The following is a 16,946-nucleotide window of genomic DNA, read 5'->3' as shown; positions in this document are numbered from 1 at the left end:
CCTCGCCTACAACATCCTCCGCGCCATCAACATCAAAACCGCCGCAGCCTGAAAGCACCTGAAGCAAAAGAGGCCCCGGTTACCCGGAGCCTCCAATCGTTTCCACACAGCCTGGCTTGGCCGGGCTTTTTATTGATGGAGGGGGCGCTTCGAGCGGCCGCTGGCCTGCCGTTCGCCTCAATGAAGAACTGCACCGTCGCCGTCCGGCCGCGTTGTGTGACGCCGGACACTTTCTCCCGTCTCGCTTTCATCCAGAGTGCCGCCACGCGCTGGATGTCCCGGCCGCACAAGCCAAGGGAGAAGGGTCATGAAGTTTCCTCGTTTCGCTATGTCCGCCTTTGCAGCCACCGTCGGAATTGGCCTGCTGGCAGTCTCCGCCTCGTACTCGCCCGCCGCTGCAGGCGCTTTCGGCCCGGACTACAGCTGGATGGGCAATCGAAAATACATGGACTGCCTGAAATATATGGGGGCGTTCGGGCCCAACTATCCCGGACGGGACAAGAACATCGCGATCTGCAAGAGAGAGTTTCTTCCGGGCGGTCGCTGATCGTGACCGGCAGGCGGCTGCATCGCGCCACGCCTACTTCACCGGACGCTTCTCGAGCTTTCTCGCGAGCGTCCGTCGGTGCATCCCGAGCCGCCGAGCCGTTTCCGAGATGTTGAATTCCGTTTCGATCAGCGTCTGGTGGATCCGTTCCCATTCCAGCGTCTTGATCGAAGTGGGCCGCGCATCGAGGGCGACCTCGGCATTGCCCTCGGCCTTGTGGAAGGCAGCCTCGATGTCGTCGGTGTTCGACGGCTTTGCGAGATAGTGGCAGGCGCCCAGCTTGATCGCCTCGACGGCGGTGGAGATGCTGGCGAAACCGGTCAGCACCACGATCAGCATGTCCGGATCGTGTGCGTGCAGCAGCTCGACGCAGGCGAGGCCTGAGGCTCCTCCCAGCTTGAGGTCGACCACGGCATGGCTGAAGGAGCGTTGCTCCAGCACCTGTCGTACCTCCTCGATCGAGGCGGCGAGCACGACCTCGTAGCCTCGGCGTTCGAAGGAGCGCTTCAGCGTGCGTGCAAAGCCGGCGTCGTCCTCGACGACGATGAGCGAACGGTCAGCCGTCAAAATTCCCTCCGATCGCGAGCGTTGCGAGCGGCAACGTCAGGCGCACCGTGGCCCCGCGCTTCCTGTGGTTCCTGGCGGTCACGGTGCCACCTAGCTTGCGTACCACGTTCACGACCAGGAACAGGCCGAGGCCGCCGCCGGTGCGGCCCTTGCTCGATTGGTAGGGCTTTCCCAGCTGCGCGAGCATTTCCGGCGCAAAGCCGGGGCCGCGGTCGCTGATCGACAGCACCAGATTGTCGTCCTCGCGCTCGGCCACGAGCTCGACCCAATCGCGCGAGACCTCATAGGCGTTGTCGAGCACGTTGAAGATCACCTGCTTCAGCGCGACGTCGGAGACGATCGCGACGTCCTCGCCGAAGGTGTTGACGAAGTAGAGCGTTCGGGCCGAGCGCGCGTCGCGCCACTCCTCGACCAGCGCAGTCACGAACGCCGTCACCGTCGTCGGCGAGGAGCCCTCGCCGCGCGCTTCGCCCGCCGAGACCAGGATCCCCGTGACGATCGACTTGCAGCGCTGCAGCGAGGTTTCCATCTCCGCAAGGTCTTCGGCGAGCTCCTGATCGGCGGCGAGATCCGGCATGCGCCGCCAGTCGCTGAGGATCACCGAGAGCGAGGCGAGCGGCGTGCCGAGCTCGTGCGCCGCTCCGGAGGCGAGCAGGCCCATGCGCACGATATGATCCTGCTCGGCGGCATGCTGGCGCAGCGCTGCCAGATTGGCGTCACGCTCGCGCAAATTCCTGTTGATGCGGGTGACGAAGACCACCAGCAGCACGGCGTTGAGCACGAAGCCCAGGAGCATGCCAAGCACGGTGAGACTATAGGTCTCGCTCAAGGGGTTGGGCGGCAGATCGAGCGGGCGGTAGGCCAATGTCAGCCAGACGAAGCTTGCGCAGGTCAGGGCGACCAGCGACCAGGTCGAGCGGGAATCGAGCAGCACTGCGCCCAGCGTGACCTGGAGCAGGAACAGCGAGGTGAAGGGATTGGTGGCGCCGCCGGAGAGGTAGAGCTGCGCGGTCAGCGCGGCGACGTCCAACATCAACGCGACCAGTAGCTCGTTATTGGTGATCGCGGCGCGATGGCGCACCCACACGAGGCTCGAGACGTTGAGCAGCACCAGGGCGCCGATCACGGCGCCCATCCGTTCCAGAGGCAGCGGGATGCCGAGACCAAAATGCACGACGCCGATGGTCACCATCTGGCCGACCACCGCCGTCCAGCGCAGCTGGATGAGCAGCGCCATGTTCTTGCGGTTGGTCTCGTGATCGGTCGGGGCCGTCCCGACCAGCTCGCTACGCGCATCGGCCTGCGATTGCAGCGTGACCAGCCCGCCGCGCGCAAGCGTCTGGGAAAGCGTCTTCCCGTCGTCAGGTGGGCTCGGCGATCGTTCCAGCATCTGATCCCGTCCTGCGGGCGAGGGCATTCGGGCCGCCGGCCTTGTCGTGGACGAAGCGTTTGCGGCGGAACAGCCCGCCGCCGAATGTGACGAACAGTCGGCCGGCCAGCATGAAAGCCAGGGCAAACCACGTCAGCGCGTAGATCAGGTGGTTATTGGGAAAGCGGATCACGGTCAATCCGCCGATCGGCCCGCCAGCGATTTGTGATTTGGCGTCGGCATCGACAAAGAAGGGCGCGACCTCGTGGAGACCCCGCGCGGCCGCGATCGCGGCGACGTCCCGCGAGTACCAGCGGTTGTGCTGCGGCACGTTGTTCCTGAGGAATCCACCCTTCGGCTCGGTGATGCGAAGAAGACCGGTGATCTCGACCAGGCCCTCCGGATTGCCGTCTCTGCGCGTCGATGCGTCGCGCCGCTCCGACGGCACGAAGCCGCGGTTGATCAGCACCTGCGTGCCGTCATCGCGCTGGAGCGGCGTCAGCACCCAATAGCCGGGGCCTTCCTCGGTGACGGCATGAACCAGCGTCTCGCGGTCGTGGAGGAAGCGGCCGCTGAGGCCGACGTGCCTGTATTCGTCGTTTGCGGCGCTGATGATGGGCCATGAAGCGGCCGAGGGAACCGGCTGGGCCGGAGCGTGGACGCGCTGCTCGACACGGTCGATGAGAGCCAGCTTCCAGGCGCGGCGCTCGATCTGCCAGACGCCCAGAGCGATCAGAAGTACAAGAGCGGTGAGCGAGAGGACCGTGAACCACAAGGAGGGCGGACGCACAGCCTTGCTGTGCATCCCTGTCTCGCTCGTCGCCGGCCGGGTCATGCTCACTTCATCCCGCTCATCTGGTGCATCGGCATCATGTTGCTGTTCAGGTGGCTCATCACCCACAGCGATCCGGACAGTGCAATCACCACCATCACGATGGTGAAGATCAGCGCCATCATGGTCCAGCCGTTCTCGGAGGCCGCGTTCATGTGCAGGAAATAGATCATGTGCACGACGATCTGCACGATGGCGAAAGCCATGATGACCAGCGCGGTGATCTGCTTGCTCGGCAGTGTGCCGCTCATCACCAGCCAGAACGGAATTGCGGTGAGCACGACCGAGAGCACGAAACCGAGCATGTAGCTCGAGAACGTGCCGTGGGCGTGGCCGTCGCCGTGATGATGGCCGTGAGCGTGCGCGGCGTTCGTATCGGTGCTCATCGCAGAACTCCCAGGAGATAGACGAAGGTGAAGACGCCGATCCAGACCACGTCGAGAAAGTGCCAGAACATCGACAGGCACATCAGGCGGCGGCGGTTGGCTTCGATCAGGCCGAACTTTCGGACCTGCACCATCAGCGTCACCAGCCAGATCAGGCCGCAGGAGACGTGCAGGCCGTGCGTGCCGACCAGGGTGAAGAAGGCCGACAGGAAGGCGCTGCGCTGGGGCGTGGCGCCCTCATGGATCATGTGGGCGAATTCAAAGAGCTCGATGCCGATGAAGGCCAAGCCGAACAGGCCGGTGATCGCAAGCCACGCTTGGGTCTGTGCGACCTTGTTCTGCTGCATCGTCAGCATGGCGAAGCCGTAGGTGATCGACGACAGCAGCAGCATCGAGGTGTTCACCGCGACCAGGTTCAGGTCGAACAGGTCCTTCGGTGCAGGTCCGGCCGCATAGTTGCCGCCGAGCACGCCGTAGGTGGCGAACAGGATCGCGAAGATGAGGCAGTCGCTCATCAGATAGATCCAGAAGCCGAGCGACGTGCTCCAGCCTTCCGGATGCGGGTGCTCGTCGGCGAGATAGAAGACCGGCTCGCCGGTCTGCGAGGGATGAACAGCGACGGTCATTCAATTGACTCCCGCGAGCAGCTTGGTGCGCGCGTCCTCGGTCCGGATGACGTCTTCAGCCGGAATGTCGAAGTCGCGGTGATAGTTGAAGGTGTGGCCGATTCCGACGGCGATCATCGCGATGAAGCTCACCACTGCCAGCCACCACATGTACCAGACGAGAGCAAAGCCCATCGCGGTGGCAAGGCCGGCGATGATGATACCCGTGCCGGTGCTGCTCGGCATATGGATCGGCTTGAACCCGGTGAGCGGACGCTGGTAACCCCGGCGCTTCATGTCCCACCACGCGTCGTTGTCGTGAACGACGGGGGTGAAGGCGAAGTTGTAGTCCGGCGGCGGCGAGGACGTCGCCCATTCCAGCGTGCGTCCATCCCAGGGATCGCCGGTGACGTCCTTGAGCTGCTCGCGCCGGAGCAGGCTGACCGCGAACTGCATGAGCATCGAGAGAATGCCGATGAAGATGAAGAGGGCTCCGACCGCGGCGATGACGAACCAGATCTGCAGTGACGGATCGTCGAACACGCGCAAGCGGCGGGTCACGCCCATCAGGCCGAGCACATAGAGCGGCATGAACGCGAGATAGAACCCGGTGACCCAGAACCAGAACGACATCTTGCCCCAGAACGGATCGAGCTTGAAGCCGAAGGCCTTCGGGAACCAGTAGTTGATGCCGGCGAACGCACCGAACACCACGCCGCCGATGATCACGTTGTGGAAGTGCGCGATCAGGAACAGGCTGTTGTGCAGCACGAAATCGGCCGGAGGCACCGCGAGCAGCACGCCGGTCATGCCGCCGATCACGAAGGTCAGCATGAAGGCGACCGTCCACATCATCGGCAACTCGTAGCGGATGCGGCCGCGATACATCGTGAACAGCCAGTTGAACATCTTCGCGCCCGTCGGGATCGAGATGATCATCGTGGTGATGCCGAAGAACGAGTTGACGCTGGCGCCCGAGCCCATCGTGAAGAAGTGGTGCAACCACACCAGGTACGACAGGATGGTGATGACCACCGTGGCGTAGACCATCGAGGTGTAGCCGAACAGCCGCTTGCCCGAGAAGGTCGAGGTGACCTCCGAGAAGATGCCGAAGGCGGGAAGAACCAGGATGTAGACCTCGGGGTGCCCCCAGATCCAGATCAGGTTCACGTACATCATCGGGCTGCCGCCGAAGTCGTTCGTGAAGAAGTTGGTGCCGACATAGCGGTCGAGCGACAGCAGCACGAGCACGACGGTCAGGACCGGGAAGGAGGCGACGATCAGGACGTTGGTGCAGAGCGAGGTCCAGGTGAACACCGGCATCTTCATCATCGTCATGCCGGGGCATCGCAGCTTGACGATGGTGCAGATCAGGTTGATGCCGGATAACGTCGTTCCGACGCCGGCGATCTGCAGCGCCCATATGTAGTAGTCGACGCCGACATCCGGACTGTAGCCGATGTTCGACAGCGGCGGATAGGCCAGCCAGCCGGTGCGGGCGAACTCGCCGATGAACAGCGAGGCCATCACCAGCACCGCCCCGCCGACCGTCATCCAGAAGCTGAAATTGTTCAGGAAGGGGAACGACACGTCGCGGGCGCCGATCTGCAGCGGCACGACGTAGTTCATCAGGCCGGTGACCAGCGGCATCGCCACGAAGAAGATCATGATCACGCCGTGAGCGGTGAAGATCTGGTCGTAGTGATGGGCATTGAGATAGCCTTCGGAGCCGCCAAAGGCGAGCATCTGCTGGCCGCGCATCATCAGCGCGTCGGCGAAGCCGCGCAGCAGCATCACGATGCCGAGGATCATGTACATGATGCCGATGCGCTTGTGGTCGACGGTGGTGAACCACTCGCGCCAGAGATAGCCCCAGAGGCGGAAATAGGTGAGGCCGCCGAGCAGCGCGGCGCCGCCGAGCGCGACCACCACGAAAGTGCCGACGACGATCGGCTCGTGCAGCGGCAGTGACTCGAGGGTGAGCCGGCCGAAGATGAGCTTGGGAAGATCAGGAGACATGCGGGATCTCGTTAGGAGTCTGATTTCGGACGCTGTCCGAGGAAGAAGGACGAGGATTTGAGCGGCATGAACGAGGGTCGCTTCAGGCCGGCGCCGAGCAGAGGCGCGGTATCGAGGGGTGCTGCGATCGAGGCGGTGGTCCTGCCCTGCGGCGCATCGGGTGTACAGGTGCCGGCGACGAAGGTCGGCTCAGGCCCAAGCGCGGTGCCGCGGCGGGCGTATTTGTCGTAGGCCAGCGGCAGGGTGTTGGTGAGGCCCTGATGACCGGCGCCGCCCCTGGCGTCGATCGCCATCATCTCGCTCTGGCACATCTTGCCGGTCTCCACGCACATGTTGAGGATCAGGCGATAGAGATCGGCATCGACGGTGCCCCAGCGCCGCACCGGCTCGTTCTGACTGGGCTTTTCGAGCTGGAGATACTCGGCGCGGCCGAGCGTGCCGCCGGCGGACTTGGCGCTGGCGATCCAGGCGTCGAAGCCTCTGTCATCCAGGCCCTGGAAGTTGAAGTGCATGCCGGAGAAGCCGGCGCCGCTGTAGTTCGCGGAGAAGCCCTTGTAGGTGCCGGCGTGATTGACGACCGCGTGCAGCTTGGTCTCCATGCCCGGCATCGCATAGATCTGGCCGGCGAGCGCGGGGATGTAGAACGAGTTCATCACCGAGGACGCGGTGATGCGGAAGGTGATCGGACGATCGACCGGCGCGGCCAACTCGTTGACGGTCGCAATGCCGTAGCCCGGATAAATAAAGAGCCACTTCCAATCGAGCGCGACCACATCGACCTCGAGCGGAGCCTTGGACTGGTCCACGGCGCGCTCGGCATGGATGCGGCCGAGCGTGCGATAGGGATCGAGCAGATGCGTGCCCATCCAGGTCAGCGCGCCCAGGCAGACGATGATCAGGAGCGGCGCCGACCAGATCACCAGCTCGAGAGCGGTCGAATGATCCCAATCCGGTTCATAGCGAGCGTCGGTGTTGGACTGGCGGTAGCGCCACGCGAACAGCACCGTCAGCGCCATCACGGGCAGCACGATCAGGAGCATCAGGACGGTCGAGATGATCACGAGGTCGCGCTGCTGGGCGGCGATGTCGCCGGCTGGCGCCAGCACGACGTAGTCGCAGCCGCTGAGAGCGGCAGCCAGAGGGAGCAGCGCCAGGATCTTGAGACGGGACACGGGCCGGGCCTTTGAGAATGAGTTTCCTTTGCGGGACCGACGGGTAGCTGCGGCGCAACAGGCCGGACATTGGACAATTTGCCCAATGTTGCAGTGCGGAGCGTTGGACCAGACAGGGCCTGATCGCCTGGCCTCGCCGGGCGGTCGGCTTTGGTTTTCAGGACGTTGAAGGCGCACGGATGGCGACGGCACAGACCCCCGCAATGGCAGACCTCCACACCGGCGAGCACGGCCACGACCAGGCCAGTCCCGGCGAGATCGCCATCGGCGTCATCATCGGCCGCACCTCGGAATTCTTCGACTTCTTCGTCTTCGCGATTGCCTCGGTGATCGTGTTCCCGCGCCTGGTATTCCCGTTCGCGAGCGAACTGACCGGCACGCTCTATTCTTTCATGATTTTCGCGCTGGCTTTCATGGCCCGGCCGATCGGCACCGTCATCTTCATGACGATCGACCGGAGTTACGGCAAGACCGCCAAGCTGATCTCGGCGCTGTTTCTGCTCGGCACAGCCACCGTCGCGATCGCGTTCTTGCCCGGCTATCCGGAGATCGGCGCCGCCGCGATCTGGCTGCTGGCGCTGGCGCGAATCGCACAAGGTCTTGCCTGGGGCGGCGCCTGGGACGGCATGGCTTCGCTGTTGGCGCTGAATGCCCCGCCTTCCCAGCGCGGCTGGTACGCGATGGTACCGCAGTTGGGCGCCCCGCTCGGACTGATCGTGGCGAGCGCGCTGTTCGCCTATTTTGCCGGCAATCTGTCTGCCGACGATTTCTTCGACTGGGGCTGGCGCTATCCGTTCTTCGTCGCCTTCGCCATCAACGTCGTGGCGCTGTTTGCCCGCCTGCGCATGGTGACGACGGAAGAATACGCCTCGCTGTTCGAAAGTCGCGAATTGCAGCCGTCGCGCATCTCCGAGACCGTCGCGCGCGAAGGCCAGAACATCATGCTCGGCGCATTCGCGCCGCTGGCGAGCTTTGCGCTGTTCCACATGGTCACGGTGTTTCCGCTGTCCTGGGTGTTCCTCTTCACCCATGAAAGCCCGGTTCGCTTCCTGATCATCGAGATCGTGGCCGCCGTGTTCGGCGTCGGCGCGATCGTGGCGTCCGGCATCATCGCCGACCGCGTCGGCCGCAAGTCGCTGCTGATGGGATCGGCGATCGCGATCGCGATCTATAGCGGCTTCGCCCCGCAATTGCTCGACGCCGGGGCATTCGGCGAGACCATTTACATGGTGATCGGGTTCATCCTGCTCGGCCTGTCCTTCGGCCAGTCTTCCGGCGCGATCGCCTCGAACTTCCGGCAGACGTACCGCTACACGGCTTCGGCGTTGACTTCGGACATGGCCTGGCTGTTCGGCGCCGGCTTCGCTCCGCTGGTGGCGCTGCTTCTCGCCACCAATCTCGGCGTCATCGCCTCGGGTGCGTATCTCCTGTCGGGCGCGTTCTGGACCTTGCTCGCGCTCTGGCTCAGCGGCCAGCGCGAGAAGGGGGATATGGACACGGGGCGGTAGGGCTCAAGCAGCACGCGATTCGTAGCCCGGATGGAGCATCGCGTAATCCGGGACAGACGGGCCATCGATACAAATCCCGGATTGCGCTGCGCTCCATCCGGGCCACGGCGTGCGCCTGGTGCCAGCCTCAGTCCGCCACGATCTTCACGCGATCGCGCACCTTCACTTGCGCGTTGCGTTCGAGACCGTTGAGCACGCGGAAGCGCTCGGCGGGACGGTCGACGCCGGCCATGCGGTGGGACAGCGATTCCACGGTATCGCCGGGCTGCACGGTGATGACCTTGATCCGCAGCGGGCGCGCGGCCTGGATCTCGTCGAGTGTCAGGCGGCGGAATGAATTGACGGTCTCGCGCGCATTGCGGTCGCTTTCCGTCGACCTCTGCCGTGTCGCAAAGATGAAACGGTACACGTCGCTCCCGAAGCGCAGCGCATAGACCTTGAACTGCCACTGGTCGCCCTTGGCGGTGGCGGATGCCGCCGGAAAACCGTTGATGGTGATGTCCTCGGTCGAGGCCTTCTCGACGCCTTCCATCCAGCCAGAGTTCAGGTACTCGCCGAGCGACTGTTCGGCCGGCACGCGCACGACATCGAAGCGCATCGCCTGCGCGCCGCCCTCGCGCACGCCGATCACGGCCTGCGCGGTGTTGTCGAGCGTAAAATTCTCGGGTGCCTGGAAGGTGAAGCCGAGCTTCGGATGCAGGAAGCGCCGGCCGCGGACGAAACCTTCGCTCGGGTCTTCGCCATAGACGAGGTTGTCGACCGCGGCGAGATAGCTCTCGCGGTCGCGCTCGGCGCCTTCCGGCGCAGTGTATTGCCGCGCGATGTTCTGCGCGTTCTGCACCCGCTCGGGCGTCGCCGGGTGCGAGGAGGTGAAATCCTGCGCGCGCGGATCGAGCGAGTTCTTTCCGGCCTTCAGCTCGGCATTGCGCTCCATCGCGGAGAGGAAGCGCGCCGCTCCATAAGGGTCGAAATGCGCCTTGGCGGAGATGCCGACGCCGATGCCGTCGGCCTCGATCTCCTGCTTGCGCGAGAAGCTCGCCATGGTGAGCTTGGTCTTGGCGAGCGCGAGGGCGGTGAGATCGGGATCGTTGCTCATGTCCGTGACGACACGGGTGACGATCGCGGCCTGGCGGGCCTGGTCCTCGCGCATCGCCGCATGCTTGGACAGCACATGGGCCATCTCGTGGCTGAGCACGGAGGCCAATTCCGAGGTGTCGCTCGCAAGCGCAAGGAGTCCGCGCGTGACGTAGAGCTGGCCGTTCGGCAACGCGAAGGCATTCACCGCGCCGGAATTGAGAATGGTGACCTTGTAGCCCTGGTCCGGACGGTCGGAGGCCGCAACCAGCCGGTCGACGGTCTTGCTGACGAGCGCCTCGAGCTTGGGATCGTCATAGGTCCCGCCATAGCTCGACAGGATGCGCTCGTGCTCCTTCTCGGTGGCCGGCGTTTGCGCGATCGCGGGCTTCGGCTTGGGCATCACGACGGCCGCCGGGGTCGCCGCGGTGTGGAACCGGCCCATATCGCCGCATCCCGCCAGCGCAGTGCCCAGAGCAAGGCACAGCACGGCCGGCGCAGCCCGCAGCCGGCGGCCTTCACCTCGTCCCTGCCGTTCTAGCACCCCATTCACGTCGCTTAACCCGTGCCCGGCCTGATCTAAGGCCTTACCCCTATCGGCTCGTTTGCGCCCAGCAACTCGACCTGTCCCACGAGGCGTATATCGATCCGCGGCCCCGTGTTCCCTTCGACCCAGCCTCGAATTCGAATACGTTTATTCTCCAAGGACTTAAGGGCGATTCCGGTGCTTTCGAATGCCGGTAGCGTGCGCCTTGAAATAGTCGCCGCAAAGCTCCGTGTCCAGTTTCGCCCGAAGTTGAGGTAGGTCATTGCCCCAGCTTGCCGGACCGACAGGACCTTGCCCTCGACCACCGTAAAGCGCCCGATCTCCGCCAAAATATCGTCCGGACTTTCCGCGTTTTTTATGGCCGACGAGTCAGCCCAGCTGCCCATTTTTTGGCGCCGCGCTGCGGCTTCGGACGCCATCAAGACTGCCGCGCAGTCCCTGTCCACGATTTCGGCGGAGACCATGGCATCGCCCTGGGCCAGCAGCATGGCCTGCACCGACGTGTCGCTTCCGCCGATGAACAGCAGCGCGCCCTGGCGGCCGTATCGATCGGGCATGTCGTCGGGACTCCGCAGCGTCACGTCACGGCCGGCGAGCAGCGACACCAGCGCCTGCTTCGTGGCCGCCGTCGGCTCGATGCCGGCGAGGCGGACCTCGCGCCCGTCAGCGAGGCGCACGCTGCGCGGATCGATGATCGCCGCGACGCGGCCCTCGCCGAGGGCTTCGAACTGGCAGGGCGCGGCGAACGCACAATGTCCGGCCACGAGCAGAAATGCGACGATGAGGTGAAGCCGTGGCGTCACGTGACCGGAGAGGTTGCGTTGTCTGCCGAGCATAGCTCAAGCGTGCTGGATTGCGAAGAGACGGTTGTGTGACCTTTCGCTGTTGCCCCACATCCGTCACTGCGAGCGCAGCGAAGCAAATCCAGACTCATTCCATCGTGAGATCCTGGATTGCTTCGCTGCGCTCGCAATGACGCGTGGAAACCTTCGCGGCCGACTCGCCATTCCGTTTTGCGGAAATCATGCGCGGCAATTCTGCTATCGCAACCCCCTCGCGCTTGCTGCGCTGTTGCGCATGCGGCATGATTGCGGCAATAGCAAACACCCATCTGCTATAGCCAAGAGCAATACCAAGCCGCCATCAGAGTACGGCGCGATAAGGGAGGTTGTTTTCGATGAAGATGATTTTGTCCGGCATTTTTGCCGCCGCGTTTGCCCTCAATGCGAGCGCCGCGCAGGCCCAGGACAAGCCGCCGCTGAAGATCGGCGGCATCCTCGACATGTCGAGCCTCTATGCCGACATCACGGGTCCCGGCAGCGAGACCGCGGCCAAGATGGCCGTCGAGGATTTCGGCGGTGAGGTGCTGGGGCGCAAGATCCAGGTGCTGGCAGCCGATCATCTCAACAAGGCCGATCTGTCCGCCAACATCGCCCGCGACATGCTCGACAATCAGGGCGTCGAGATGATCTACGACGTGGCGGCCTCCGCGACCGCGCTCGCCGCCGGCGAGATCGCGAAAGCGCGCAACAAGATCATCATGTTCAACGGCCCGGGCTCGATCCGTCTCTCCAACGAGGCCTGCGGCCCCTACACCATCCACTACGTGTTCGACACCTACGGTCAGGCCAACGTCACCGGCCTTGCGGCCGTGAAGTCGGGCCTCGACAGCTGGTTCTTCCTCACCGCCGACTACGCCTTCGGACAGGATCTGGAGAAGGACACCAGCGCAGTCGTGACCAAGACCGGCGGCAAGGTGCTCGGCAGCGTGCGCCATCCGCTCAACACGTCGGATTTCTCGTCCTTCCTGCTCCAGGCCCAGGCTTCCAAGGCCAAGGTGATCGGGCTCGCCAATGCCGGCGGCGACACCATCAACGCCATCAAGCAGGCGGCGGAGTTCGGCATCACCAAGGGCGGCCAGAAGGTCTCGCCGTTGCTCGCCTTCGTCACCGATATCGACTCGATCGGGCTGGAGACCGCACAGGGCTTGCTGCTTGCGGAAGCGTTCTACTGGGACCTCAACGACGATACGCGCGCATTCTCCAAGCGCTTCATGGAGCGCACCAAGCGGGTGCCGACCTCGGCGCAGGCCGGGGTCTATTCCTCGGTCACGCATTACCTGAAGGCGGTGAAGGCGGCCGGCACCACCGACGCCGCGGCCGTGATCAAGGTGATGAAGGAGACGCCGGTCAACGACTTCTTCGCCAAGAATGGCAAGATCCGCGAGGACGGCCGCATGATTCACGACATGTACCTGTTCGAGGTGAAGAAGCCCTCGGAGTCGAAGGGCCGCTGGGATGACTACAAGCTGATTGCCACCGTGCCCGGCGCCGAGGCGTTCCAGCCGCTGGAGCAGTCGCGCTGCCCGCTGGTGAAGAAATAAGCCTCGTCGTTGCGAGCGAAGCGAAGCAATCCAGAGACGTTTCCGCAGAGACGGTCTGGACTGCTTCGTCGCTTCGCTCCTCGCAATGACGGCGTGGTGAGAGCTAAATCAAAAAACAAGGGAGACGTCCTGTGAGCAACGACATGGTCTTGCAAAAGCTCGAAGGCGGGCTGCTCACCATCACGATGAATCGCCCGGAGCGCAAGAACGCGCTCAACCCCGAGATGGTCGTCGGGCTGGTCGAAGCGGCACGACGCGCAGCCGACGATCCCGAGGTGCGGGCGGTGCTGTTCAAGGGTGCGGGCGGCTCCTTCTGTGTCGGCGGCGATGTCAAGTCGATGGCGGCAGGCCGCGCACCGCTGCCGTTCGAAGTGAAAATGGCCAACCTGCGCCGCGGCATGGAGGTCTCGCGCATCCTGCACCAGATGCCGAAGCCGGTGGTGGCCCAGCTCGACGGTGCGGCGGCCGGCGCGGGGCTGTCGATGGCGCTGGCCTGTGACCTGCGCATCGCCTCCGAATCCTGCAAGATCACCACGGCCTTCGCCAAGGTCGGCTTCTCCGGCGATTACGGCGGGACTTATTTCCTGACGCAGCTGCTCGGCAGCGCCCGGGCGCGCGAGCTCTATCTGATGTCGCCGGTGCTGACGGCGAAGGAAGCACATGCGATCGGCATGGTGACGAAGGTGGTGCCCGACGCCGAGATCGACGCCGCCGCGCACGAACTGGCGCTGTCGCTGGCGCAGGGCCCGTCGATCGCGCTCGGCTTCATCAAGCGCAACATCAACAATGCCGAGCATCTGGCGCTGGAGGATTGCTTCGACGGCGAAGCGATCCATCACACCCGTTGCGGCGATACCGAGGACCACAAGGAGGCCGCAAAGGCCTTCGTCGAGAAGCGCAAGCCCACCTTCAAGGGCGCATGACGATGGCGCCCTATATGCGGCTGCGGCAGATCTGCCTGGTTGCGCCGCAGCTCGAGCCCGTCATCTCGGACATCGCCGAGATCATGGGCCTTGCGGTCTGCTACCGCGACGGCAATGTCGCAAAATACGGCCTGGAGAATGCGCTGCTCCCGGTCGACACGATCCTGCTGGAGGTGGTCGCGCCGTTCAAGGACGGCACCACGGCCGGCCGCTTCATCGAGAAGACCGGCGGCCGCGGCGGCTACATGGCGATCTTCTGCTGCAACGATCCCGACGAGCGCGGCCGCAACGCCAACGCGATGGGCGTGCGCACCGCCAATGTCATCGACCATGCGCCCTATCACGGCGTCCAGCTCCACCCGCGCGACTGCCGCGCCGCCTTCATCGAATTCAATCACACCGAAGGCAGCGACGACATCCTCGGCGCCTATCCGCCGGCGGGACCGGACTGGCAGAAATTCATCCGCAAGGATGTGACGCAGGCGCTGACGGCGGTGGAGATGCAAAGCCCGGATCCGGCGGGGCTCGCGGAGCACTGGGGCAAGATCATCGGTGTTGCGCCGAGTGGCGATGCCGAACTGAGGCTGCCGAACGCCACCTTCCGCTTCGTCAAAGGCCGCAGCGAGATCATGAGCGCACTGGAGTTCCGGGTCGCCGATGCTGCTCGTGTGCTGCATGCCGCGCGGGCGAAAGGCCTTGCGGTGACCGGAAATGAGTTCTTGTTGGGCGGTGCGACGTTTCGCGTTGCTTGAGCCGCTTCATCGTTATCCGTCACCCTGAGGCGCTCGCCTCTTCGGCGAGTCTCAGGGGCGACGTTGCGGGCGGAGCCGTTCATCCTTCGAGACTCTCTGCACGTGCTGCGCCGTGCAGCCCGCGCCCTCAGGATCCAAGGTCCGATGGCGCGGCCGCTCAGGGATGGGACAGGGGCGAGAAGAGATGCTACCGTCCCTTGAAGTTCGCGACCCGCCGCTCTTCGGTCGCCTTCACGCCTTCCTTGAAGTCTTCCGTGGCGCGCAGGCGCGTCTGCTCGGCGAGTTCGTGGTTGGTCGCGGCCATGACGCGGTCGGCGAGGCCGGCGCGCATGGTGGCGCGAGTCGAGAGCAGGCCGAGCGGGGAGCATTCGGCGATCTCGCCAGCGAGCTTCATCGCGGCCGCCTTCACCTGATCCTGCGGCACCAGCTCGTTGGCGAGGCCCCACTTCACCGCCTCTTCGCCGGTGACGCGGCGGCTGGTGTAGAACATCAGCTCGGCGTTGTTCTTGCCGATCAGTTCCGGCAGCGTCACGGTCAGGCCGAAGCCGGGATGGAAGCCGAGCTTGGTGAAGTTTGCGGAGAAGCGCGCTTCGGGACAGGTGACGCGGAAATCCGCCGAGACGGCCAGGCCCAGACCGCCGCCGATGGCGGCGCCCTGCACGGCCGCGACGATCGGCTTCTTGGCGCGGAAGATGCGGACGGCCTGGATGTAGAGATGGTTGATCGGGCCGAGACTGTCGGCCGGATCGCCCTTCTTCTCGGCCTCTTGAGCCTCCTGGGCCTGCCGCGCCGGATCGCCGAAATTGGCGCCGGCGCAGAACGCCTTGCCCTGCGCGGAGAGAACGGAAGCGCGGATCTCGATGTCGCGGTCGAACTCCTCCAGCGCATCCGCGATCTGGTTGATCAGCGAAATGTCGAAGAAGTTCAGCGGCGGGCGGCGGATCTCGATGGTGCCGACATGCCCGACCTTCTCGACGCCGATATCTTTATAGGTGCTCATTTCTAGTCTCCAGTATCTCAGTAGCGAAGAACCACCTCTCCCGACGGGAGAGGTGGACGGAGCGCGGGGCGAAGGTTTCGATCCCATCTATCGCAGGCCAAGTCCGCGGGCGATGATGCCGCGCAGCACTTCCGTGGTGCCGCCCTGGATGGTGAGTTTCGGCGCGGTCTTGATGGCGAAGTCGAGCTGCCGCTCCAGGGTCTCGCGGTTGGTCGCGGTCTCCTCGACGAAGGCGGCGAGATCGCGCACGCGATGCGGCAGCTGCTGCTCCCAGACGGTGCCGATGTCCTTGACGATCGAGGCCTCCACCACCGGCTCCTTGCCCGCTTCCAGCATGCCGGCAACGGAGACCGACATGCGCCGCATCGTATGGAGTTGCGCGACGAGGCGCCCGATGCCCTCGGCGCTGCGCGTATCGGGATCGGGGCCGACCGCGCGGACGAGCTCGGTGAGCACGTAATAGGTCTCGAGGAAGCGCTCGGGGCCGGAGCGTTCATAGGCGAGCTCGCTCGTCGCCTGCTTCCAGGCACCGTCGACCTCGCCGAGCACGTGATCATCGGGGATGAAGTAATCGGTGAAGACGACTTCGTTGAACTCGTACTGGCCGGTGATCTGGCCGATCGGGTTCACCTTGATGCCCGGCTGCTTCATCTTGACCAGAAATTGGGTCAGGCCGTGGCGGCGGTTCTCCTTGGTCGGCGGCGAGGTCCGGAAGATCGCGATCATGTAGTCGGCGATGTGCGCCGACGAGGTCCAGATCTTGGTGCCGTTGATGAGATAGCCGCCGTCGGTCTTGGTCGCGCGCGTCTTCGCGGCGAACAAATCGGAGCCCGAGTTCGGCTCGCTCATGCCGATGGCGAAACAGATCTCGCCGCGGCAGATGCGGGGCAGGATGTCCATCTTGATGTGCTCGGGCGCATATTTCAGCAGCACCGGTCCGCTCTGACGATCGGCCACGAAGAAGCGCCGCGTCGGCGCGTTGGCGACACGCATTTCCTCGGTCACGACATAGCGTTCGAGGAAGGAGCGCTCCTGGCCGCCATATTTCTTCGGCCAGGTCATCCCCAGCCAGCCTTTGGCGCCGACCCGGCGGGAAAATTCCGGCGCATCGGTGTCTTCGCGGTTGGGCTGGTGCGGATCGAAGGTGCCGGCGGCGATCTCCTCCGCAAGGAAGGCGCGCACTTCCTTGCGCAATTGCTCGCACTTCTCGGGGAGGCGGATCGGATCGAAACGGAGGGCAGCGGTCATTGTGTATCTCCCGG

General features: G+C 64.4%; 16 protein-coding genes. 5 read left to right on the top strand and 11 right to left on the bottom strand.

Features of this window, described 5'->3' with window-relative positions; genetic code table 11:
- The first annotated feature begins 307 nt into the window (after positions 1–307).
- Positions 308–547: a hypothetical protein gene (locus ASG57_RS08760; RefSeq protein WP_024339236.1), complete on the top strand. Its 240-nt coding sequence runs from the start codon at positions 308–310 to the stop codon at positions 545–547.
- Between the two features lie 33 nt (positions 548–580).
- Here the strand turns inward: ASG57_RS08760 and ASG57_RS08755 are convergent, their stop codons facing one another.
- Genes ASG57_RS08755 through cyoA form a run of 7 tightly spaced genes read right to left on the bottom strand, consistent with a single transcriptional unit; the run spans position 581 to position 7,497 of the window.
- Positions 581–1,114: a response regulator transcription factor gene (locus ASG57_RS08755; RefSeq protein ID WP_024339235.1), complete on the bottom strand. Its 534-nt coding sequence runs from the start codon at positions 1,112–1,114 to the stop codon at positions 581–583.
- Complete coding sequence (locus tag ASG57_RS08750; RefSeq protein WP_057196075.1) at positions 1,104–2,504, bottom strand: ATP-binding protein; 1,401 nt, start codon at positions 2,502–2,504, stop codon at positions 1,104–1,106. Before ASG57_RS08750 ends, ASG57_RS08755 begins: the two co-directional genes overlap by 11 nt.
- Positions 2,476–3,288: an SURF1 family protein gene (locus tag ASG57_RS08745; RefSeq protein WP_230646626.1), complete on the bottom strand. Its 813-nt coding sequence runs from the start codon at positions 3,286–3,288 to the stop codon at positions 2,476–2,478. Before ASG57_RS08745 ends, ASG57_RS08750 begins: the two co-directional genes overlap by 29 nt.
- A gap of 32 nt (positions 3,289–3,320) precedes the next feature.
- Positions 3,321–3,701, bottom strand: a complete 381-nt coding sequence (cyoD, locus tag ASG57_RS08740; RefSeq protein ID WP_057196073.1) for a cytochrome o ubiquinol oxidase subunit IV — start codon at positions 3,699–3,701, stop codon at positions 3,321–3,323.
- Complete coding sequence (cyoC, locus tag ASG57_RS08735; protein WP_024339231.1) at positions 3,698–4,327, bottom strand: cytochrome o ubiquinol oxidase subunit III; 630 nt, start codon at positions 4,325–4,327, stop codon at positions 3,698–3,700. The genes cyoD and cyoC overlap by 4 nt, the downstream gene beginning before the upstream one ends.
- Positions 4,328–6,325 (bottom strand): cytochrome o ubiquinol oxidase subunit I, encoded by a 1,998-nt coding sequence (gene cyoB, locus ASG57_RS08730; RefSeq protein ID WP_057196072.1) that lies wholly within the window; start codon positions 6,323–6,325, stop codon positions 4,328–4,330.
- Between the two features lie 11 nt (positions 6,326–6,336).
- On the bottom strand, positions 6,337–7,497 hold the full coding sequence (gene cyoA, locus ASG57_RS08725) for a ubiquinol oxidase subunit II (RefSeq protein ID WP_057196071.1): 1,161 nt from the start codon (positions 7,495–7,497) through the stop codon (positions 6,337–6,339).
- A gap of 179 nt (positions 7,498–7,676) precedes the next feature.
- Between cyoA and ASG57_RS08720 the strand changes: the two genes are divergently transcribed.
- Complete coding sequence (locus tag ASG57_RS08720; RefSeq protein ID WP_057196070.1) at positions 7,677–9,005, top strand: MFS transporter; 1,329 nt, start codon at positions 7,677–7,679, stop codon at positions 9,003–9,005.
- A gap of 127 nt (positions 9,006–9,132) precedes the next feature.
- Here the strand turns inward: ASG57_RS08720 and ASG57_RS08715 are convergent, their stop codons facing one another.
- Together ASG57_RS08715 and ASG57_RS08710 are read right to left on the bottom strand one after the other, a co-directional pair.
- Positions 9,133–10,623, bottom strand: a complete 1,491-nt coding sequence (locus tag ASG57_RS08715; RefSeq protein ID WP_057196069.1) for a M48 family metalloprotease — start codon at positions 10,621–10,623, stop codon at positions 9,133–9,135.
- Positions 10,624–10,658: 35 nt separating this feature from the next.
- Positions 10,659–11,462 (bottom strand): thermonuclease family protein, encoded by an 804-nt coding sequence (locus ASG57_RS08710; protein ID WP_057196068.1) that lies wholly within the window; start codon positions 11,460–11,462, stop codon positions 10,659–10,661.
- Between the two features lie 341 nt (positions 11,463–11,803).
- Here ASG57_RS08710 and ASG57_RS08705 point away from each other — a divergent pair, with 341 nt between their 5' ends.
- The 3 genes from ASG57_RS08705 to ASG57_RS08695 all read left to right on the top strand — a co-directional run bounded on the left by ASG57_RS08705 (position 11,804) and on the right by ASG57_RS08695 (position 14,684).
- Entirely contained in the window at positions 11,804–13,009 is a 1,206-nt protein-coding gene (locus ASG57_RS08705) for an ABC transporter substrate-binding protein (RefSeq protein WP_057196067.1), read from the top strand.
- Between the two features lie 131 nt (positions 13,010–13,140).
- Positions 13,141–13,932, top strand: a complete 792-nt coding sequence (locus ASG57_RS08700) for an enoyl-CoA hydratase (RefSeq protein WP_156402619.1) — start codon at positions 13,141–13,143, stop codon at positions 13,930–13,932.
- Positions 13,933–13,934: 2 nt separating this feature from the next.
- The gene (locus ASG57_RS08695; protein ID WP_057196065.1) at positions 13,935–14,684 is read left to right on the top strand and encodes a VOC family protein; all 750 of its coding nucleotides are present in this window, start codon (positions 13,935–13,937) and stop codon (positions 14,682–14,684) included.
- Between the two features lie 187 nt (positions 14,685–14,871).
- Here ASG57_RS08695 and ASG57_RS08690 read toward each other — a convergent pair whose 3' ends face one another.
- Entirely contained in the window at positions 14,872–15,684 is an 813-nt protein-coding gene (locus tag ASG57_RS08690) for an enoyl-CoA hydratase/isomerase family protein (protein WP_024339222.1), read from the bottom strand.
- Positions 15,685–15,771: 87 nt separating this feature from the next.
- Positions 15,772–16,932 (bottom strand): acyl-CoA dehydrogenase family protein, encoded by a 1,161-nt coding sequence (locus tag ASG57_RS08685; protein WP_024339221.1) that lies wholly within the window; start codon positions 16,930–16,932, stop codon positions 15,772–15,774.
- Positions 16,933–16,946 lie beyond the last annotated feature (14 nt).

The organism is Bradyrhizobium sp. Leaf396 (assembly GCF_001424605.1).
In the GTDB taxonomy this organism is placed as follows: Bacteria; Pseudomonadota; Alphaproteobacteria; order Rhizobiales; family Xanthobacteraceae; genus Bradyrhizobium; species Bradyrhizobium japonicum_C.
Note: the sequence above shows the minus strand (reverse complement) of the source record. Positions and strands in the feature narration are given on the sequence as shown.